The 18,599-nt window shown below is 42.4% G+C and carries 25 protein-coding genes and 1 pseudogene; 17 read left to right on the forward strand and 9 right to left on the reverse strand.

Annotated features, from left to right (window positions below):
- Positions 1 to 10 precede the first annotated feature (10 nt).
- Positions 11 to 199 (reverse strand): hypothetical protein, encoded by a 189-nt coding sequence (locus tag F6J90_RS08250; protein ID WP_293091988.1) that lies wholly within the window; start codon positions 197 to 199, stop codon positions 11 to 13.
- Positions 200 to 249: 50 nt separating this feature from the next.
- On the opposite strand from F6J90_RS08250, the gene F6J90_RS08255 reads away from it, so the two are divergent.
- Together F6J90_RS08255 and F6J90_RS08260 are read left to right on the forward strand one after the other, a co-directional pair.
- On the forward strand, positions 250 to 828 hold the full coding sequence (locus tag F6J90_RS08255; protein WP_293091989.1) for a hypothetical protein: 579 nt from the start codon (positions 250 to 252) through the stop codon (positions 826 to 828).
- Positions 829 to 1,174: 346 nt separating this feature from the next.
- Positions 1,175 to 1,543: a hypothetical protein gene (locus F6J90_RS08260; RefSeq protein WP_293091990.1), complete on the forward strand. Its 369-nt coding sequence runs from the start codon at positions 1,175 to 1,177 to the stop codon at positions 1,541 to 1,543.
- 135 nt (positions 1,544 to 1,678) lie between these two features.
- Here the strand turns inward: F6J90_RS08260 and F6J90_RS08265 are convergent, their stop codons facing one another.
- Positions 1,679 to 1,882: a hypothetical protein gene (locus F6J90_RS08265; RefSeq protein WP_293091991.1), complete on the reverse strand. Its 204-nt coding sequence runs from the start codon at positions 1,880 to 1,882 to the stop codon at positions 1,679 to 1,681.
- 289 nt (positions 1,883 to 2,171) lie between these two features.
- On the opposite strand from F6J90_RS08265, the gene F6J90_RS08270 reads away from it, so the two are divergent.
- The 7 genes from F6J90_RS08270 (at position 2,172) to F6J90_RS08300 (ending at position 6,927) form a co-directional block, all read left to right on the forward strand.
- A complete protein-coding gene (locus F6J90_RS08270) occupies positions 2,172 to 2,393 on the forward strand; it encodes a hypothetical protein (protein WP_293091992.1) in 222 nt (73 codons plus the stop codon).
- 88 nt (positions 2,394 to 2,481) lie between these two features.
- Positions 2,482 to 2,625: a hypothetical protein gene (locus F6J90_RS08275; protein ID WP_293091993.1), complete on the forward strand. Its 144-nt coding sequence runs from the start codon at positions 2,482 to 2,484 to the stop codon at positions 2,623 to 2,625.
- Positions 2,626 to 2,651: 26 nt separating this feature from the next.
- Positions 2,652 to 2,789: a hypothetical protein gene (locus tag F6J90_RS08280; protein ID WP_293091994.1), complete on the forward strand. Its 138-nt coding sequence runs from the start codon at positions 2,652 to 2,654 to the stop codon at positions 2,787 to 2,789.
- Between the two features lie 181 nt (positions 2,790 to 2,970).
- Positions 2,971 to 3,801 carry a Uma2 family endonuclease gene (locus F6J90_RS08285; protein ID WP_366513724.1) on the forward strand — a complete coding sequence of 277 codons (831 nt, stop codon included), beginning with the start codon at positions 2,971 to 2,973 and terminating at the stop codon, positions 3,799 to 3,801.
- 261 nt (positions 3,802 to 4,062) lie between these two features.
- Positions 4,063 to 4,419: a GPW/gp25 family protein gene (locus F6J90_RS08290; protein ID WP_293091995.1), complete on the forward strand. Its 357-nt coding sequence runs from the start codon at positions 4,063 to 4,065 to the stop codon at positions 4,417 to 4,419.
- Positions 4,420 to 4,421: 2 nt separating this feature from the next.
- Positions 4,422 to 4,961: a hypothetical protein gene (locus tag F6J90_RS08295; protein WP_293091996.1), complete on the forward strand. Its 540-nt coding sequence runs from the start codon at positions 4,422 to 4,424 to the stop codon at positions 4,959 to 4,961.
- 775 nt (positions 4,962 to 5,736) lie between these two features.
- On the forward strand, positions 5,737 to 6,927 hold the full coding sequence (locus F6J90_RS08300) for a hypothetical protein (protein ID WP_293091997.1): 1,191 nt from the start codon (positions 5,737 to 5,739) through the stop codon (positions 6,925 to 6,927).
- A 105-nt stretch (positions 6,928 to 7,032) separates the two neighbouring features.
- Here F6J90_RS08300 and F6J90_RS08305 read toward each other — a convergent pair.
- Positions 7,033 to 7,881, reverse strand: a pseudogene (locus F6J90_RS08305) (Uma2 family endonuclease).
- A gap of 477 nt (positions 7,882 to 8,358) precedes the next feature.
- Positions 8,359 to 9,828, reverse strand: a complete 1,470-nt coding sequence (locus tag F6J90_RS08310) for an SGNH/GDSL hydrolase family protein (protein WP_293091998.1) — start codon at positions 9,826 to 9,828, stop codon at positions 8,359 to 8,361.
- Positions 9,829 to 9,957: 129 nt separating this feature from the next.
- On the opposite strand from F6J90_RS08310, the gene F6J90_RS08315 reads away from it, so the two are divergent.
- Positions 9,958 to 10,221 (forward strand): hypothetical protein, encoded by a 264-nt coding sequence (locus F6J90_RS08315; RefSeq protein ID WP_293091999.1) that lies wholly within the window; start codon positions 9,958 to 9,960, stop codon positions 10,219 to 10,221.
- Positions 10,222 to 10,888: 667 nt separating this feature from the next.
- Positions 10,889 to 11,794, forward strand: coding sequence for a hypothetical protein (locus F6J90_RS08320; RefSeq protein WP_293092000.1), 906 nt, complete (start codon positions 10,889 to 10,891; stop codon positions 11,792 to 11,794).
- Here F6J90_RS08320 and F6J90_RS08325 read toward each other — a convergent pair.
- Positions 11,787 to 12,038, reverse strand: a complete 252-nt coding sequence (locus F6J90_RS08325) for a hypothetical protein (RefSeq protein ID WP_293092001.1) — start codon at positions 12,036 to 12,038, stop codon at positions 11,787 to 11,789. The genes F6J90_RS08320 and F6J90_RS08325 overlap by 8 nt on opposite strands.
- Positions 12,039 to 12,573: 535 nt before the next feature.
- Between F6J90_RS08325 and F6J90_RS08330 the strand changes: the two genes are divergently transcribed.
- The gene (locus F6J90_RS08330) at positions 12,574 to 12,696 is read left to right on the forward strand and encodes a hypothetical protein (protein ID WP_293092002.1); all 123 of its coding nucleotides are present in this window, start codon (positions 12,574 to 12,576) and stop codon (positions 12,694 to 12,696) included.
- On the opposite strand, the gene F6J90_RS08335 is transcribed toward F6J90_RS08330, so the two are convergent.
- Together F6J90_RS08335 and F6J90_RS08340 are read right to left on the reverse strand one after the other, a co-directional pair.
- Positions 12,664 to 13,059 carry a hypothetical protein gene (locus F6J90_RS08335; protein ID WP_366513725.1) on the reverse strand — a complete coding sequence of 132 codons (396 nt, stop codon included), beginning with the start codon at positions 13,057 to 13,059 and terminating at the stop codon, positions 12,664 to 12,666. The two genes, F6J90_RS08330 and F6J90_RS08335, sit on opposite strands and share 33 nt — an antisense overlap.
- Before the next feature lie 238 nt (positions 13,060 to 13,297).
- Entirely contained in the window at positions 13,298 to 13,513 is a 216-nt protein-coding gene (locus tag F6J90_RS08340) for a hypothetical protein (protein ID WP_293092003.1), read from the reverse strand.
- Between the two features lie 189 nt (positions 13,514 to 13,702).
- Here F6J90_RS08340 and F6J90_RS08345 point away from each other — a divergent pair, with 189 nt between their 5' ends.
- Positions 13,703 to 14,215, forward strand: coding sequence for a Uma2 family endonuclease (locus tag F6J90_RS08345; protein ID WP_293092004.1), 513 nt, complete (start codon positions 13,703 to 13,705; stop codon positions 14,213 to 14,215).
- A 270-nt stretch (positions 14,216 to 14,485) separates the two neighbouring features.
- Here the strand turns inward: F6J90_RS08345 and F6J90_RS08350 are convergent, their stop codons facing one another.
- Positions 14,486 to 14,914: a DUF29 domain-containing protein gene (locus tag F6J90_RS08350; RefSeq protein ID WP_293092005.1), complete on the reverse strand. Its 429-nt coding sequence runs from the start codon at positions 14,912 to 14,914 to the stop codon at positions 14,486 to 14,488.
- An 80-nt stretch (positions 14,915 to 14,994) separates the two neighbouring features.
- Entirely contained in the window at positions 14,995 to 15,447 is a 453-nt protein-coding gene (locus F6J90_RS08355) for a helix-turn-helix domain-containing protein (protein WP_293092006.1), read from the reverse strand.
- 453 nt (positions 15,448 to 15,900) lie between these two features.
- Here F6J90_RS08355 and F6J90_RS08360 point away from each other — a divergent pair, with 453 nt between their 5' ends.
- From F6J90_RS08360 to F6J90_RS08375, 4 genes are all read left to right on the forward strand, one after another.
- The gene (locus tag F6J90_RS08360) at positions 15,901 to 16,335 is read left to right on the forward strand and encodes a MarR family winged helix-turn-helix transcriptional regulator (RefSeq protein WP_293092007.1); all 435 of its coding nucleotides are present in this window, start codon (positions 15,901 to 15,903) and stop codon (positions 16,333 to 16,335) included.
- A gap of 182 nt (positions 16,336 to 16,517) precedes the next feature.
- Positions 16,518 to 16,655 (forward strand): hypothetical protein, encoded by a 138-nt coding sequence (locus tag F6J90_RS08365; protein WP_293092008.1) that lies wholly within the window; start codon positions 16,518 to 16,520, stop codon positions 16,653 to 16,655.
- 788 nt (positions 16,656 to 17,443) lie between these two features.
- A complete protein-coding gene (locus F6J90_RS08370) occupies positions 17,444 to 17,587 on the forward strand; it encodes a hypothetical protein (protein WP_293092009.1) in 144 nt (47 codons plus the stop codon).
- A 303-nt stretch (positions 17,588 to 17,890) separates the two neighbouring features.
- Positions 17,891 to 18,517 carry a VWA domain-containing protein gene (locus tag F6J90_RS08375; RefSeq protein ID WP_293092010.1) on the forward strand — a complete coding sequence of 209 codons (627 nt, stop codon included), beginning with the start codon at positions 17,891 to 17,893 and terminating at the stop codon, positions 18,515 to 18,517.
- Positions 18,518 to 18,599: the final 82 nt, after the last annotated feature.

Consider the following 18,599-nt stretch of genomic DNA (forward strand, 5'->3'; position numbering starts at 1 on the left):
AGACTTGAGATCAACAGTTTATTAACCAAAAGGATTTCATGGCTACATCTCCCCTTTCCCCTCGTTTGTTGAGAGGGGCAATAGTCGCTCTAGACCCTGCTAATCCCCTAGCTAGTGTGATTCTTTTCCAGTAGACTTCGCGGCAGTTGTCGGGAACAGGGAACAGGGAACAGGGAACAGTGGACAAGAATTGACGCAAACACTATCAGAAAAATACTTTTGCAAGAGGTCTAGTACAATCCCGAGACCATGACGCGATCGCTTACGCCCCGGACAGCAGGAGCGGATTTGTCTGAACAGACTAAATCTGACCTAGACCCTACTGAAGCCAAACGAATTAGTGGTCCTCCGAAAGAGAGCATTAGTCTAAAAATGGCCATCGATGCCACTGACCGGTTAGAGCAGGCGGATACCATGGCGGTTACCTTGGGCATTCATCCCCAAATGGCAACTCTGGAAATGCTAATGTATCCCAAAACCTTGTCAGTCTTGACCAATAGCGCTATGTCGAAAGCGGGAACTCTGGAAATTGTGGCCATGGAAGCTCCTCTAACTCTGTTTATCTGGGGCGGTAGTCGGATTTTACCGGTTCGGGTAGAGAGTATGAGTATTGAAGAACTGGCTTATGATGTGAATCTTAACCCGATTCGAGCTGATGTTGACCTTACTCTAGAAGTCCTAAGCTACAAGGATCTGAAGCTGGCTAGCCTCGGTGGTGCTCTGTTTATGGCTCACCAAGTTAGCAAAGAACTGATGGCAACTATGGAAAGTCTTAAGAATGTCAGCAGTATTGCTAAGGGAGTGGCAGGAAGTATTCCATTGCTTTGAGACTATCGAAATTCATCGAGTGTGGGAGATGTGGGGAGATGAGGATTCATATTTTTTATTAATTTAATTGAGTTTAAAATACTTCATAGTTTATTGACACTCCGGTAAGTTAGTAGTAACCTACTAGAGGAAAAATAAATTCACCTATAGTTGACAGTGGCTCCCAGGTCAGCTGAGACTTTTCCCGCCTATAAGGGAAAAGCAATTAGCCAATTGGAGCCAAGTCACTGAATCACTTAGTAGGATTATTTTTTCACGAATAGTTAAATCAGTCTCGATTACTAGACTGATAAACCAACCTAACTACTGTCGAATACAACTGACAATTACGGAAAAGGAAAGACAAATGAAACGTATTATGCAAGCCATGTTGGCAATAGTGTTTGCCCTGGTCGCGGTCTTGAGTTTACAAGTTGGTCATGCTTATGCTCAAGATGCTTCCCCTCAAGAGGTAGAGGTTGTTTATGAATACGGTTGGTTTACCGTAAAAGCTGAAGAGTCTAAAGAGATAATAAATGTTATTCAAGATGTCCCACTTGAGTTCGAACTGGTAGACTTAGGTGATGAGGGCTCAACCGTTTCTGTTTTAGGCTGCGGTGATTATGTATTAGGCGGTCGGGATTATATCGGTGAAACCTGTGAGCCTCCATCTTCAGATATCACTATTGAAAACAAAGGCCCTGATGATGTAGACGTTAATATTTGGCCACAGTAATAGGTAGTCGGAATGGGAGCAGGTCACTTATGCAGAGCATTTTTAGTAAAGCTATAGCCCGCTCATGGGTTTTAGCTTGCTCTGATAGTATAATTTTTATATGTTGTTCTGCAACTTTGACCTGCTCCCGGCAATTTATTCTGCCTGTTTTTCCCATTCAGCAATTACTTCATCGATGTCTATCTCATCTCCAAATTTCTCCTTTAATTCTCCAATTAGCTTACCCATATCTTGTTCCCAATCACCATCTTGTGAGTAATTGGCATCCATAAAGTCTGCCCAAGCGCCAGTGACGGCTAGGCTCTTCACTATCTTGCAGAAATCTCCCTCTGGAGGCATCGCACCCAAAATTCAAACCAATAAAGCCACAAATTGTTCAGTTTTTATCTTCATTTCCGCTTTCCTAAGGTAGTTGACAAATTTAATTAAACACCACGACCTTGATTATTGTCAAATAATCTGTCTTGTTATCGCCTCAAGGGCTTGAGTATTCTTAAGGTTTACTTTATAAATCAGCTCTAAACTACTTGACAAAACGACTGGGTTATGTAAAAAACTGTATTTTTTTTCAATCCATTGGGAAATGCTAAGGTATTATGCATTTAAATTGGATGGAAGTTTTGAAGCTATGTTCCAAGCCACTAGCCGTTACTACAATCCAGAAACAGCCACCTTTACCAGCTCCGATAATCGAGTAATTTCTTACAAGCGTCGGCGCTTCCTACCTCAGGGGGAAAGCGCCGACGCTTTTAGAAGTCACCGTTACAGAAGGCGATCGCTTAGATCTGATTTACGCGATCGCATCCTACTAATCGAAGTCATCAACAACTATTCCGATGTTGTCCTATAGGAGTTGACTACTAACAGCCGAGTGGAATTCCTTACCCATCGAACTAATCGCAGTCATCAACAACTATTCCGATACTGTCCTAGAAAAATTGACTACTAATACAAGAGTGGCATTGCGATGCTCGGTACGAGCCGCTACGCGATTGACCTTTGGTCACGCTACGCGATCGCATCCTAGTCATCGCAGTCATCAACAACTATTCCGATGTTGTCCTAGAACAGTTGACTACTAATAGAATAGTGCAATTGCGATTGACCTTTGGTCACGCTACGGGAACGCATCTTACTAATCGGACTAAATATAGCAGTCGAAGTAAAGGTTAAGACATATTTCTGTTCCCTGTTCCCTGTTCCCTGTTCCCTTTTCTATAACAACTATTCCGATACTGTCCTATAAAATTTGACTACTAATAGAATAACTAGTGTAGCAACTCCATTACCATAGTTTGGTCAAAAAATACAGAACCAAGTGCTAGTTTTTTTTCCCACTTTCAACGATACCGTAGCGATGGGCGTTAAGGTTGAGTAGGTGATACCACCAAAGAGAAACTATATCTAAAACCATTACCTCTGCTGTTGTGCCTAATACTCCTGTACCGCCAACCCAATATGAACTTCCCTGTGATGACGGTATTCCCATGGAAACTGAACGACATAAACTTCAGATGGAATTGCTGATTGACCCGTTATACCCTTGGTTAGCTCAGCGGGAGGATGGCTATGTTGGGGGTAATATGTTTCTTCATTTCAGTGCAGCACAAATTAAGAATCAAGACTTTCGTTCGCGTTCGCGCAGCGTCGCCTACGGCGAAAGCGTGGCCTACGGCCTTGGTCCGGATGTATTTGTAGTGCTTGGAGTTCCCAAAGTCGAACGACTAAGTTGGGTAGTTTGGGAAGAAGGTAAAGGACCTGATGTGATAATTGAGCTAATTTATGACAGTACAGCCAACACGGATAAAACTACTAAAAAAGTAGTTTATCAAGACCAAGTCAGAGTACCAGAATATTTTTGGTACGACCCATTTAATCCAGAAGATTTTGCCGGATTTAGCTTGCACAATGGCGTCTATCAGCCTTTAAATGAAGATGAACAAGGACGACTAATTAGTGAAAGATTAGGATTAGCCTTAGTCCGTTGGCAAGGGGTGCATAAAAATAATGTCGATACTACTTGGTTACGTTGGGCTACCTTGGACGGAATTGTGCTACCTACTGCTGAAGAGATAGCAGTGCAAGCTGAAGAAAAAGCAGCCCAAGCTCAACAACAAGCAGCTCAAGCTCAACAACAAGCAGCTCAAGCTAAAGAAGAAGCTACCCAAGCTCAACAGCAATTAGCCCAAGCTCAACAACGAGCTGAGCAACTGGCTGCTCGCTTACGAGCCATGGGAGTGGATCCTGAGCAAGTTTGAACTGATCTCGAAACGGATTGGTTAACGGATTTAAGCGATCGCAATATCCCTGAATTTGGGAGGTTTATTGACCGAGAAAACTCCCAAAATTCTTGATTTTACCTAGGAAGCTCTGGAGCAGTAACAAAACCCAACCAAACCCTGGCCAGGGTTTGGTTTCACTATCTTCAACCCAACTCAACCCAACCTGGGAAGCTAGATAAATTCACTTAGCGAGCAGGCTATAGTGAATGAGTTGTTGTCAGAGCTATCTATGTAGCAATGGAGATAGGCTATCCTTTCCAAATCGATGGGCGGAGACGGACAGCAGAGGCTACCTCTGAAGAACACATCCCTCAGCTGATGGAACAATTACTGTTTACGTCCCCAGGAGAACGGGTCAACCGTCCTACCTTGGGCTACAGTCTGATGCAGCTGGTCTTTGCTCCGAATAGTGAGGAACTGAGTACTGCGGTTCAGTTTCTTGTTCAAGGGTCGTTGCAGCAGTGGTTAGGGAAGTTAATTCAAGTCGAGAGGGTGCAAGTGGAGAGTGAAGATACTAAATTGCGAGTCACAGTCCAGTATGTGATTCGGCGTAATCAACAGCGTCAGGTAACTGAGTTTGAGCGAGGGTTGTGATTATGACAGACTTGGTAACAGCTGAACACATGTTCCGATACCAACGCCGGATTGCTCTTAGTCGTCAAACTAAACAGATCGGGCTGGATTACATTCAGGTGGAATCACAACAGACACCGAATGAACCGAATAAGTGGGCGCTAAAGCTTCATTTTGTACCAGCTTCCACACCAGCCACCCAGGACGTGCTCTCAAACCTGACCTCTAGAAATATTCGCATCACTAGAGGTACGGCGGTTACAACTACTGATGTTAGGCTCCTGGAAATCCAACCACCTAGTGGGAATGTGCTGACCCTGTTGGTGGAATACAAAGCTCCTGCTAAGTCCCAGGTTAGCGATTTATCTACCTATACGCTACAACTGGTTAATATTACCAACCTCGATCCGTTTTTTGAGCGGGTCAGTTTTTCCTTCAAACGTCCAGACCAAGTTACTTTTGACCCGCAACCAGTACCCTCAAGTGATATAAAAACCCTTTCGGTACCGGAGATAGATTACTTAGATGGTTTTTGTCGAAGCAAGAGACCAAAGCAACATTAATTGGACCATGGCGAACCTTATCCTAAAGAGGGGACAGAGAATCTGCCTACTATACCAACCATTGGTAGTTATCGTCCCAAGTTGTCTCGCACTGGTCTAACCCACAGTGTGCCTTACCAAAAAATTTGGGTTTAAAGCCCCGTCCTTATAGGAGACGAAACCTTAGAATAAAGAAGCCTTAATTAATAAGTTTTAACCCTTCTGCTCATAGCCTGCCCCCTTTAAAGGCTTCTTTATTCTTACGGTAACTTCTAGGGACGGCTTTTTTTTAAATTAAGACTTGACGGTTTGATCGCATCGTGTTCAGATTAAAACCTGACGAAAAAAACAATTAATGTTCTAGATAAACATGATATTAAAATAAGTAGATGATGTAAAAAATAAGCTAATATATCAGCTTGTTGCATAATCAAATTCTTAGATTTTGATATCTACGAAAACATAATATCAACAAAAAGTTTATCTAACTTGTTAACTAGATTAGGTACGGTGGGGTTTGAAGTTACCGTAATCAGAGGGTCGCCTTTATATTTTTAGGGTTATTCATAATAGGGATCAAGGTTTTGTACTAAGGCGACCCTCTGATAAGGTTTCGTTTCCGGCACACCGAAACCTGGGTCATAGACCAAGTACGCTTGGGTCGAGGAGACCTCTATTTTTTCTGGCTCCGGCAAGGGATAACAAGTCACCTCGTAGAAGCAAGAATCCCCGTCCTTCCAGGGCGGGGAGTGTCAAAGAATCCGACTATGCCACTACCATCCAGCGTCATCCAGAAGTGCAAAAAGCAGCAGCTCAGTTGCGTTGGACAGGGAGTTGGTATACCGTATTTATTGTTGTGGATCGGTATAGTGGTAGACCGATTGATGCCCAATTTAGGGAAGAGCTACTGGCTTTTATGGCTCCCTATCGGTTAATGGGTCATGATATCGAAATCCAGGCTCCCTATTTTGTTAATCTCGATATTGCTTTGACAGTACATGTCTTGCCTAACTATTTCCAGAGCAGTGTGAAGCGATCGCTTATGGAAACCTTCAGCAACAAAGACTTAGCTGTCGGTCAACGGGGTTTCTTCCATCCCCAAGCCTACATTGTCCGTATTGATGATAATGGCAACACTAACATTACCTTTGGGGATGGACAAAGCGGTGCTCGTCTACCCACAGGAGATGAAAATATTACCGCCACCTATCGCAGTGGAATCGGCTTGGATGGGGAAGTAGGGGCTGGCAGTCTTACTGTTCTCCAAACCAGACCCTTGGGAATTGTAGAGGTTACTAATCCCCTACCCGCCATCGGAGCAGCTTCTCCAGAAACCCGTGACCAAGCTCGGTCTCAAGCTCCTGTCAATATTTTGCCCATGGAGCGCATTGTCTCAGTGCAAGATTTTGAGACATTTACCCGTACCTTTGCTGGTATTGGTAAAGCTACGGTAGCTACTTTAGAGATTGGGCAAAACCTGCCTTTGATTCACCTTACCATTGCAGACCGTAATGGCAATCAAGTCAGCCCTGATTCCATATTATATACTAATCTCTTCAACGCAATTAATGCTGCTCGTGACCCAGCTCAGCAGCGCCGTCTGGCGGTAGCGTCTAAGGTTGAAATTGATAGTTATGAAGCCCTTTACTTTAATCTTCAAGCAGGGATATGGGTGGATTATCGTTATCGCAGCGATCTGGTTTTATCTGAAGTTAAAACACTATTAGTGTCTGCTTTTGCCTTTGAACAGCGTACCTTTGGTCAAGGGGTAACAGCCGCAGAAGTAACAGCATTAATTCAGGGAGTTGATGGCGTACAAGCGGTTAATTTAGAAGCGCTATATTTGACTGGAACGACTCAGGAGCTGAAGTCATCCTTAGAAGCCCGTTTAGCTATCTGGAATAGTGAGACTAAACAGGCTCTACCGGCTCAGTTGTTATTGCTTAATTCTCAGGATGGAGTTAATTTACATCAAGTTATTTCTTGATTAGCGGTCAGCGCTCAGCCGTCAGCCGTCAGCCGTCAGCCGTAGCACAGGCTTCGACGCTGTGAGGTAACCCATAAGCTGATAGCTGATAGCTTATAACTAAGATTATAGTTCAAAATCCTCTGGATTTATCCCTTTCGCTTTTAATTGCTCCAGTAAGGCTTTCATGGGACTTCGTTCCAGCTCCAAAGCTTCCTGGGCTTGTGCTTTTGCCAACCTTTGTTGCTCTAAAGCTTCCTGGGCTTGTGCTTTTTCCAGCCTTTGTTGCTCTAAAGCTTCCTGGGCTTGCTCTTTTTCCAACCTTTCAAACTCTACCTGTTGTTGAGCCATATCTCTTTGTTGTTGAGCCATATCTCTTTGTTGTTGAGCGATATCTCTTTGTTCAACAATTTCCAGATAAGTAGCAAAGCGCTCTCCCTTAGGAGAATACAGTACCAATTCCGAGTCTACTAAGTCAAAGGTAATTCCTAAACGGGGACTAACCCAACCCAGTATCTGGGGGATGGGTTCTAAGGTTTCTGATGAACGCAACCAGCCTTTTAGTTTTGTCCGATTTGGATCAAAAAGATAGTACTCTTCTACTCCATGGGTCTGGTAAAACTTGAGTTTATCCTCTTATAATTCTTTGATGGTGTTGGTGTGTGAGGCTATTTCAAAGGTCACCTGGGGATTAAGGTTATCTTCAACCCAGGTTTTGTAAGAAGGCCGATGCCCTTTTGGTCTACCGATAACTACCATGACATCGGGGGCTTGGTTGATTTTTGGTTGTCCTTGTACTGGATACCACAACAAATCCCCGGCGATAAACACATTGGGGTCATCTTTAAATTGGGCTTCCAGGCCAAACTTAATGGTGGTAATTAGTTCAAATTGAAGGGTATTGTCCGCCAAGGGCTTACCGTCACTTTCGGGATAAAAAATGTCATCGGTGGTGGGCTGTAGCTGCTGAACCATTGGAAAATTGTTACTTGAGCTGATAATCCTATTTTATCTTATCAATCAGGGTTAGCGATCGCGGAAATAGCAAAGGTAACAAGTAATAGGAAGCCTAAACCTCAGTCCATCCTTCAATGGTAGCCATCAACTTGGTTGGGAGTGCTTTTGTAAATTGGATTGAACTTTATTCCAAATTATTAGTTTAAGTAGCCATTCATTAGACATAGTTATCGAAGATTAGAGATCAATTCAACACCTATCATCTTCTGATACAAAGAGGTTCCGGCGAAGCCGAAACCTCTTTTTTATTCATTTTATAGCGGTTTTTAGCCTAATGAGGTACACAGGATTTTTTCCCTGTTCCCTGTTCTCTCTTTCCTGTTCTCTCTTTCCTGTTCCCTGTTCCCTGTTCCCTGTTCCCTAAAACTAGGAAATCTGTACCTCACAAAATTGAAAGCCGCTATAGTCTAAACTCCAGTTCTCAATAAACTTGAATTAATCGAGGTGTATATTTCTATCGCGATAGTCTTCCAGCTTAGGGAGAGAGCTACTTATTAGTCCAGCCTCTTTCATGGAATATTGAAAAGAATATGCAATCAAGGAATGAGCGTATGATGTTGGGTGTACATTATCCCAAAATGTCGATAGAAAGTTAAAAGACCCGTCTTTTGTTTTACTTGTATTATTCGAGGCGTAGGCTCTCCAGTCTGCATTTGTTATTCCTTCGGCAAGATAACCTCCTTGGAAAGACTGTTTAGCTATTTGTATCGCACTACTCCCTGTAGATTGGATATCGTAATACTCATTATCGAATTGTGCGTCAAAATAATCTCCTGTGAAGGGATTCTTATTCTCTAGGAGTGCGTCGAAATTAGAAAATAGATCTATGTATACTATCTTCAAAGATTTTCCTCGTTCTTCTGTCAGAGAATCTATCTTAATTTTTAGCTTATTATTGTGAACATTAACTATGTTTGTTATAGCAGCAGAAAGATCTTCTCTTGTTTTCACCGAACCTCTACTGAAATCATAGCTTACAGTTGCTATTGTGGGCGTTTTGCCGACATTCGGTAGGTTTGGGATGATAAAATATTTTGCCCCTTTGTCATTTAGTTTTTTGATATTTTTGATTATGTTATCAGTTGCTCGATCTGAAACCTTTTCATAGCCTCCTATATCGTTAGGATATTCGATTAAATTAAAGAGTGTTTCTTCACTATCGAATTTCTCAAGATAGTCATTTGCTCCAATCCACAGGGTATAAGCTGTCTCTTCTGCTGCTGTTAAATCAATCTTTTTACCACTCAGCCATCCATTATCAAGATAACGATTTATTGTTGTAGTCATACTGCCAGTAATAACATTGCGTCCCCCGGATTTTACGTAATCCAGAATCTCTTGAGGCTTGAAATCATTGGTTGAATCAGACTTTGCTCCACCATAAGCCCAGTTGAACATAGTAATTCCTGTTTCTTTAGACAGATATTCATTCCATGTTAGTCCATTCGTGAACCTGCCATACCAATAGGGATATTCGGGCATTAATTTAACCCAGTGCTTGAGATTCCCTGTATCAGAAAGACTGTCACCGAATATGACCATCTTTTTAATAGTCTGATTGCCCTCGTCTTTCTTGAAATGTATGGGATACTCGTATGGATTCAAAGCACTTGTAGCTGCAGAATAGTCAAGCAATTTATAGGTTTGCTTGTCTTGATGCTTTTCAAAAATAGATTTTCTGCACCTTTCCTCTAACTCGGCTCTAGTCAATTCTGTTTCTACAAAAAAACTATCAAGCAACTGACCACTCAGTTCCGTATATGAGGGAAACCAATCATGATACCCCTTGTCTATAGACCAAGTCCAGTTTCGTTTACGAGGATTTTGCCACATAAGTGATGGATTATCCTCTTGATACTTGCGTTGAGAATCATAAAAGTATGCTGCTACATAGTAATCCGTCATTTGATTTACTCCTAAACATTGTTTCTTGTTAATTTGTATTATTGGGACTTTAGCATAAATTAAGCCCAAATCAAACCTAAAAGGGAGTGGGATAAGCTGGTTGACTGAGAAAAGGTAAGCATTCAGCCGTTGGCCGTCAGCCGTCAGCCGTCAGTGGTCAGTGGTCAGTGGTCACTTCCACCGTTGCGTTGGAATTACCCTAGCAAAAACCAACATCCCAATTCAAACGCGATGTTCCGTTCGCGCAGCGTCGGGCTTTGCCCGAAAGGAACCGCTTCGCGATTGGCCTATGGCCACGCTAAAAGCGATCGCATTTGGCTGCGCGTAGCTCATCGCTCAGCAAAACGTTTTCATGGAAACCAGGTTTATTTTAAGCTGACCGCTGACCACTGACCACTGACAACTGACAACTGTTCGCACCTCAAGTAGCGCATAGGCTTACTTGCAGTTTTACTTGAACCCAGGAAAATTAAGATTTTTGGTTACATAAATTCATAATTAATAATTAGTTACAACCATAATTGTGTAGATTCATTGACTAGATAAATTTTAAAAGCTCGCAAGGGATTCTATGTCCAAGTTTGGAGGAGTGCAATGGCAAAATTTGTGAAAAAAATTTAATAATTTAGGTGTAAAATGATTTTACTTCAGCTAGGGGGAGTAGGTCCCCTTTGTAATTATGTACATAGATCCCCCCTAACCCCCCTTAACCAAGGGGGGAATTAGATCCAAAAGTCCTTAACCAAGGGGGGAATTAAATCCAAAAGTCCTTAACCAAGGGGGGAATTAGATCCAAAAGTCCTTAACTAAGGGGGGAATTAAATCCAAAAGTCCTTAACCAAGGGGGGAATTAGATCCAAAAGTCCTTAACCAAGGGGGGAATTAGATCCAAAAGTCCTTAACCAAGGGGGGAATTAAATCCAAAAGTCCTTAACCAAGGGGGATTTAGGGGGATCTGGATCAGGGATGAACAAAACTGACATGCTCCCCAGCTAGGTTTTACAGTTCCCGATCTGAATAAAACAATCAAAACTATTCAATTACATGCACAGGTATTTCAATGAAACAACGAAGTAACACCAAATATTCCACCAAAAAAAGTCAACTACATATAAACAAGATTGCCCCACTGTTGTCAGTATTACTCGCCCTGGTCTGCGTAGTAGCACTAGCCTTACCCGTCTCAGCACACAAACAACCGATCCCAAAGGGTTTCACCGATAACTTCCTAGTAATGATGGCAACAGGTGTGGTGGACAATAACAAGCAACCAGGCAAGCCCTTCATCAATTGCTCCAATGGTTTTTGCGATGGCGACTACTTCCAAAAAGTAGTTATGAAACGTAGTAACGCAGAAATTAAAAAGCTAGAACAACTGGCCAAGGATTTCTATTATCAGCGCTTTGGCATCGACGTCGATGATCCAGCAAACTCTGGTCGTATCATCTTTAGACAATGGCTCATTGACCCGCGAACGAACTACCGCGCCTATGTAGCCGCTGGGGAACAAGTTCCACCGGAAGGCTGGTTCTTTTATGATGGGGGCTGGGTAGTCCAAGTCATCGATCCCGAAGGCTATACCCTCGGTGGTGAATGGAACGGTTTCCATACTGAACAGAACACTGTGATATTGTTCGGAAACTACCAATTTTTAGAGACTAACCGTTCAGGTAAAGTCGTCAATAGATTCAACATTTTCTACCGTGCTGCAGGTCCGGTGAACTTTGATACCAGGGGAGAAGCTTCATTTCGATGTGAGCTGAGCTTGGATGGTCAAGACTTCCCCACCGGTGTCCAAGGACAAGCTCAGGGCATAAGCTCTGTAACTCCCATTAGTGACCATGAGGTGAAGTTGAACATTCGCAATGTAATTACCTTCGGCCCAGCTACCTTGCAACCTGGCTTTGGACCGGATAACATTTCAGGACCTGTTCCGCTGATTCGGCATCGAGGTCGATTCAGGTAAAGTCGTCCATAGATTCAAAATTTTCTACGGGTGCATCTCTCTCACTGCCTTGATGCAGCTTTTGTAAATGTTGCATAGGTTGCGGCAGGAAACGGGCAAGATGCCCGTTCCACCAAGATGCCCGTTCCACCAAGATGCCCGTTCCACCAAGATGCCCGTTCCACCAAGATGCCCGTTCCACCAAGATGCCCGTTCCACCAAGATGCCCGTTCCACCAAGATGCCGATTCCACCCACCGGGTCAAACAGCTTTAATGAGATGCACCCGGTGAACCCCGATAGCAAGGGAGAAGCTTCATTTTAGCTAGGGAAGCCCCTTTGGCGGCACTGCCTCCCCTGTTCCCTTGCTGCATCGCTGTTGTGTTTATTAACCAACAGACGACATCCAGGGATAGGTTGTCTTAGCTAAAGCCCACTTTCACCGTTGCGTTGGAATTACCCTAGCAAAAACCAACATCCCAATTCAAACGCGATCGCGTAGCGTGGGCGTAGGCCAATCGCCTTTGGCTGGGCGTAGGCCAATCGCCTTTGGCTGGGCGTAGCTCATCCCTAAGCAAAACTTTGCCAAATATCAGCTAAGTTGGTAAGTAGTATCCCTTTTTGTAAGAATGACAGAATCAACTAAATTACAAAGGTTATACCCAGTCTGAGATATAACCCAATAACCAAATAACCTTCAACATTTTTGAATTAAGAATGTAGAATTAAGAATGTAGAATTTGGAATTCTACATTCTGCATTCTACATTCTGCATTCTGACAGACAACCTAGCCTACTCGAATGCCAAAGCCGAACAACCAAATAACCTTCAATCTTCAACCTCCTAACCTTCAACCTTCTTCAACCTTCAACCTTCAACCTTCTTCAACCTTATTCAACCTTAGAGCAAAGCCGATTCAATAACTCCTTTGGAATTTCCTCAAAATTCTCCAACAGAAAATCCATTAAAGCTAAATGGTATAAGGAATCAGAACTAGGAGATTTATAGCGAGCACCTTGGGCCAGCCACCTGTTAACAGCGTGAGTTGAGCGGCAGCAGATCTTACCGATATCTGCTTGCTTCACTTGCCATTTCCCATAAAACTCCTGGGGCGTCATGGAAAGTCGGCAATAGCTGTATAGGTTAATCAAGATTTCCTCTCGCTCAGTAATGGGATGAGGATAGGAATGTGGGCGTGTGGATTGGCTCTGGGCAATTTGGGCAAGGCGGTCTAGGGCTTGCTGACAGTCAATCAGATGATCATGAGAGCGTTTTTCTGGCATCATGGAATTACCTCAAACATAGTGTGTGCTTGGGGATTAAGCCGCGCTTTGGCCTCCAACCTAGTAGCGCGGCTTTTTGTCCAAACATCCTAGGGAAATATCGGACATTTTTATTATTACTAATATCTCGGAAAATGTCAATAATTAAGTTAAATTATTAACATTTATTTACAAATATAAAAAAAGAATATTTTGGGGGTATATCTAGAAATAAAATAAAGTTTGTGAGGTAGTTTTTATATTAGGCAATCGGGAGTCGGGAATCGGGAATCGGGAATCGGGAATCGGGAATCGGGAATCGGGAATCGGGAATCGGGAATCGGGAATCGGGAATCGGGAATCGGGAATCGGAATAATAATCTGTAAAGTTGGGAAAAATTAAAAATATTATGCTTTTATTTTTATGATTAAATGTGATAAATTCACAAGGAATAGTAGCTAGAAAAATTAAGTACATCGTTTTTCATAACTATGAGATACACAGAATTTTTTCCCTATTCCCTGTTCCCTGTTCCCTGTTCCCTGCTCCCTATTCCCTACTCCCTACTCCCTACTCCCTAAAAACATTCATGTCGCTGGTGACAGGCAACCGTTCACTGTGTAAAGTGATTAAGCTAGTAAAGAACAGGTTGATGGGAGTGACACAATGGTTAAAATTTATACCAAACTTACCTTTGAAGAATATCTGGCATACGACGATGGCACAGACAACCGCTATGAACTGTTTAACGGGGAGTTAGTAAAAGTGCCCCCAGAGCTTGAATTAAACTTATTCCTAGCAAAGTTGCTAGAGCGCCAGTTTGAGAAGTTTGTCCCACTGCGACAGGTAAAACTCCAAGGCTTAGAGCTGGCTGTACCTCCCCTGCCTAGAATGCCCCTTAATCGTCAACCTGACTTAACGGTGGTCAGACCAGAACACATCCAGCAGATGGGGGCACTAGGAAAAGCTGCGATCACCCTAGATATGCTCCCCCCGTTGTTAGTGGCTGAAGTGGTTAGCCCCTACGGAAACCAGAATGAAGATAATTACCGCCGGGACTATGTCGAGAAGGTACAACAATACCAACAAAGAGGTATTCCTGAATATTGGATTATTGACCCCCAAGAGCAGTTAGTCACTGTATTGATTTTAAAAGACGGTAGTTATCAAAAAGAATAATTCAGAGGGAACCAGATAGTTGTTTCCCAAACTTTCCAGGAGCTTAAATTAACTGCTGCACAGATTTTACAAACCAGTTGATCGTCTTGGCTGAGCTACTGTAAATGGGTAAGCATTCAGCTATCAGCTATCAGCTATCAGCTATCAGCCGTCAGCAGCTTATGGGCTACGCGCACGCTGCGCGAACAGTAGCGTGGCACAGGCTTCGAGCCTGTGACCCATAAGCTGATAGCTGATCACTGATAGCTTATAGCTTACGGTAATAAATTATTAATATAGGTAATCTTGATCTAAAATATCAGAAGTAAAAGGACAATTTGGGGGTAAACTAATAGATGGATAATCCTTGCTAACCACCTTCAATGGATATCTGTAGCAATCCGAAAAGACCGATTCAAGATAAGGTTTGAGGCTAGGAGATTCAGACAACAAAAGATTTATCTGTTCTCTCTGCTCATTGATCGTTTTTTCCCAACCTCGATAATCAGGCTCTGAATTCACGTACTGCCTTTTAAGCAAGTGTTCCATCAAAACCTTAAGTCGGCTCTGAATCTCTCGTCTATCAGATCGTCCCAAGGTAGCTACTTCCTCAATTAAATTCTCTATGTCCAACTCATCAAAGTTTCTGTTTTTGAGTTGCTGACAAGTTGTCTCAGTCCACAGAACAAAATCCTGATTATACAAGTCACTATTACTCATTGCTGGCTCATTCTTTTCTATTTTGCTGACGGCTGACAGCTGACGGCTGAATGCTTACTTCAAATTGACCCTCAACCAAATTAGCTAGTAGCCGGAAAACAGCCACCAATAAAGTGAACATCACTAAAAGTTTCAATCCACAAACGAGCGCCACAATTGAGAGGCTTGTCCGGCTGATACACAATCCGACATGGACCGAGGATTTCTACCTGGTTGCCATAGAGATTGTTGCCGCTACGTTTGACCGAAATCACTGGCTGACGCTGTTCGCGAGGTTTACCATTGTTGGTGCCAATCCGATTGCGGTTGACATTAATCTTAGCTAGAGCCGGAGCACGATTTTTGCGCCATTTGCCCTTCGGTCCACGACTGCCTTTGCTAATTTGGGGCAGACCGTTGAAAAGAGGAATAATCCAGAATTTACCACTTTTATAGGCACCACGGACGCGTCCAGAGTCCAGGAGTTGGCGCAATCGCCGAGAAGAAATACCGAGGAGAGCAGCGGCTTCAGTGGTACAAACGCACTTGTTCATAAAGGGGTAATTAAGAACAATAAACTATACCGATACTTGTATTATAACGGAAAACCTAAGGATTGACACCAACTTGAGATAAAAATCTGGTCTGTACTAAAAAAATTCATCAAAGCCCTTGACAAACTCAAGGGGTATTGGGAGAATAGTTATCGTCAGAAACTGTAGCCACAAGCAAATCAGAAGAAAGCGATGCCAAAGCCAAAAAAATGGCATCAAATCAGATTAGTTTAGGATTAGTTGTTTCTTCAGGTATTTCTGTTTAATTAAACTCGCGTTATCTAGCAATCCGTGTAGGAATTGTGATAATTTTTGTTCCCTGATCCGAAGTTCCCTACTCCCTACTCCCTATTCCCTACTCCCTACTCCCTGTTCCCTTTGCTATCGTTTTGAGTAAGCCAAGGGTATCTCAGGCTCACCCTTGACTTCAGAATACGTGTATATACTTCAAATATGCAGTTATCCACAACTCAACTCAACCCAGAGCAGTGTACCTGCTTTAACCTACGCAAAGCCACCCGTGTCGTCACCCAAATCTTTGACGAAAAGTTGCGGCCTAGTGGTTTACGAGCAACCCAGTTTTCAATCTTGGCTGTGATGGCGGCGGCTAAATCCTCCACCATCAACAAACTTGCTCAAACCCTAGCAATGGATCGAACCACCTTGACCCGTAATCTCAAGCCCTTAGAAAAGCAGGGACTAATTGAAATTAATCCTGGAGAGGATCGGCGGACACGATTGGTGGCACTAACGGCAAAAGGCCAGGAAAACCTGACCCAAGCTATTCCCCTCTGGGAACAAGCTCAAACAGAGGTGATTGAGAAGCTGGGTGTGGGTCCTTGGCACAATCTATTGGAGCGCTTGACTGAAACGGTTTCCATCGCTTAATTGGCCACAGACTCGTGATCACAAGCCCCTCTTTTTTATTTGGCTAAATACGTGTATATGCATTTTTTTTTCAGCATTGAGCTGTCAGCTTTCAGCTCTCAGCCTAATGCTTCAAATAAATCTCATTTGGGAGAATTTAATAGTTCGATATTTTACAGAATTGAAAGTCTGGGGAAAAGCCCTTGGCCTATGGCCATGCTATAGCAGAAGTCAGAAGTCAGAAGTCAGAAGTCAGAAGTCAGAAGTCAGAAGTCAGAAGTCAGAAGTCAGAAGTCAAACTCTTGCGCTTACTTAGGTTTGAGACTTTTGTCATGTCCTAACTGCCCTGGCGACTGCTATACTGTTCGCGCAGCGTGCGCGTAGCGCAATCGGTGCTTTTGAATAAAATAAGCTGTTCGCGAAGCGTGAGCCTTTGGCTCACGGCTGACGGCTGTTCGCGTAGCGTGCGCGTAGCGCATATGCTTACCAAAAACCTACCTTTATGAGGTTTCCTCTTGCCCCTCTTTCTATCATTAATTAATAGAGGCATATTCCCGATTGGGTAATTGACAAATGGTTTCCAAAGTATTATTTTTATTAGTATAGCATAATCTGATGATTGGGAACACATTCACTAAAATAATTATCACAAACGTTGAATAAATATAAAAAAATATTAATTAATTTTTGATAAAATAAATTTTAAATTTTCTTAATTCTAGAGACTGACTGAAAATCTTAAGAAATTATAAATTCCACCATTTAATGGTAAGTATATTTATATACTAAAAATCTTAGATAAAATTATCGACATCTCACCCTAAGGATCAACTACTACTAATCCCCCTTAGTTGGTGCAGCTACAGGGGCACTTTTCCTAGGCATAATAAAGATTATCCCCTGCTTTCGGTAGGTTTGATTTGTCTAGTGTCAGGCAGATATCCGTGGTAAAATCCCTAGCCCTCTTTCCTAAATATATGTATATTTTATTACCTCATTAGTACGGCGTAATAATTTCTACCGTTTGTTAAAACTAAATATGTATTCTTGGAGTTGATAAAAAGAGTTGATAAAAACCTCAAAAGACTCCAAGCAACCACTCAATAACTCAGTTTGTACAGTAGGTATAATGAACAGGAAATTGAGCGAAAACTGGAAAACCTTAGAAACCGCTGTGTCCCAGGTTATCGCCAAAGCCTGGATCAACGAAGAATGCCGTAAGCGCTTTGTCAGTGCTCCTGGGGCAATTCTTCCGGAAGCGAAGGGCCTGTGATCAGTTAGTTTGACAGAAGAGGTATTGTAGAGGTATTGTAAAGTATCGGGATCGAGCCGGGATACCGTGGAGGGATTTGCCGGAGAGATTTGGAGATTTCCGTTAGGAGCTATTTGGAATTTTATTCATAACTACAATAAATGTTTGTCGGGTAGATTATGCCATCACTACTTTATCAATACCCTGACTGTATAAGTCGGTTATATAGAAGCGATCTAGGATTTTTGATCTGCTACATTAATTCATCTAATGCTATCAAAGCTTGAATTGTTTTTTAGCAACATTTTCAGAGTAATCAGAATTATGTATGTCCCAGAAGAATTAAAAGACCGTGATTACACCATCATTATTGATAAAAGTGGCAGTATGACCATTAAGGACGAGAAAAGGGGGACAAAAACTAGATGGGAGGTTATGACAGAAACTACAGAGGCTTATGCTAGATATTGTGAAGAAATCGACCCCGATGGGATTACTGTTTATGTATTTTCGAGTAGATTTAAGCGATACGATAATGTTACGACAAATAAGGTAGAACAAATCTTTCAAGAAACATATCCTATGGGTGGAACATACCTTGATGAGGTTTTGCGGGATGCTCTCGACAATTATTTCCAACGTAAAGCAAACGGTAGTGCTAAACCAAATGGGGAAATTTTCTTAGTATTTACAGATGGAGCACCTGATGATAAGCCTCCAGTAATTGATGTAATTGTGAACGCAACTCGTCGAATCGATAAGGATTCGGAAATTGGTATTTCTTTTATTCAAGTTGGTTCAGATCCCCAAGCAGCACAATTTCTACAAGAATTGGACAAATCTTTAGAAGAAAAGGGAGCCAAATATGGTATTTGTAACACTCTCACTTTAGGAGATTTAGAAGAAATACCTCCACCAGAAGTACTATTGAGAGCTATTAATAGAGGATAATAAGCGACAAAAATCTAATCATTTTCCTTTAGATACGCTTAATTAAATAAATTCAAACAAAGTCATAATTAGTTAATATAGT

The sequence above is a fragment of the Moorena sp. SIOASIH genome, assembly GCF_010671925.1.
In the GTDB taxonomy this organism is placed as follows: Bacteria; Cyanobacteriota; Cyanobacteriia; order Cyanobacteriales; family Coleofasciculaceae; genus Moorena.

Coding starts and splice junctions, on each gene's coding strand:
- F6J90_RS08255 (WP_293091989.1), top strand. CDS start 250: ATGACGCGATCGCTTACGCCCCGGACAGCAGGAGCGGATTTGTCTGAA.
- F6J90_RS08260 (WP_293091990.1), top strand. CDS start 1,175: ATGAAACGTATTATGCAAGCCATGTTGGCAATAGTGTTTGCCCTGGTC.
- F6J90_RS08265 (WP_293091991.1), bottom strand. CDS start 1,882: ATGCCTCCAGAGGGAGATTTCTGCAAGATAGTGAAGAGCCTAGCCGTC.
- F6J90_RS08270 (WP_293091992.1), top strand. CDS start 2,172: ATGTTCCAAGCCACTAGCCGTTACTACAATCCAGAAACAGCCACCTTT.
- F6J90_RS08290 (WP_293091995.1), top strand. CDS start 4,063: ATGGAGATAGGCTATCCTTTCCAAATCGATGGGCGGAGACGGACAGCA.
- F6J90_RS08295 (WP_293091996.1), top strand. CDS start 4,422: ATGACAGACTTGGTAACAGCTGAACACATGTTCCGATACCAACGCCGG.
- F6J90_RS08310 (WP_293091998.1), bottom strand. CDS start 9,828: ATGACGGATTACTATGTAGCAGCATACTTTTATGATTCTCAACGCAAG.
- F6J90_RS08320 (WP_293092000.1), top strand. CDS start 10,889: ATGAAACAACGAAGTAACACCAAATATTCCACCAAAAAAAGTCAACTA.
- F6J90_RS08330 (WP_293092002.1), top strand. CDS start 12,574: ATGCCAAAGCCGAACAACCAAATAACCTTCAATCTTCAACCTCCTAAC.
- F6J90_RS08335 (WP_366513725.1), bottom strand. CDS start 13,059: ATGATGCCAGAAAAACGCTCTCATGATCATCTGATTGACTGTCAGCAA.
- F6J90_RS08340 (WP_293092003.1), bottom strand. CDS start 13,513: ATGTACTTAATTTTTCTAGCTACTATTCCTTGTGAATTTATCACATTT.
- F6J90_RS08345 (WP_293092004.1), top strand. CDS start 13,703: ATGGTTAAAATTTATACCAAACTTACCTTTGAAGAATATCTGGCATAC.
- F6J90_RS08350 (WP_293092005.1), bottom strand. CDS start 14,914: ATGAGTAATAGTGACTTGTATAATCAGGATTTTGTTCTGTGGACTGAG.
- F6J90_RS08355 (WP_293092006.1), bottom strand. CDS start 15,447: ATGAACAAGTGCGTTTGTACCACTGAAGCCGCTGCTCTCCTCGGTATT.
- F6J90_RS08360 (WP_293092007.1), top strand. CDS start 15,901: ATGCAGTTATCCACAACTCAACTCAACCCAGAGCAGTGTACCTGCTTT.
- F6J90_RS08370 (WP_293092009.1), top strand. CDS start 17,444: ATGAACAGGAAATTGAGCGAAAACTGGAAAACCTTAGAAACCGCTGTG.
- F6J90_RS08375 (WP_293092010.1), top strand. CDS start 17,891: ATGTATGTCCCAGAAGAATTAAAAGACCGTGATTACACCATCATTATT.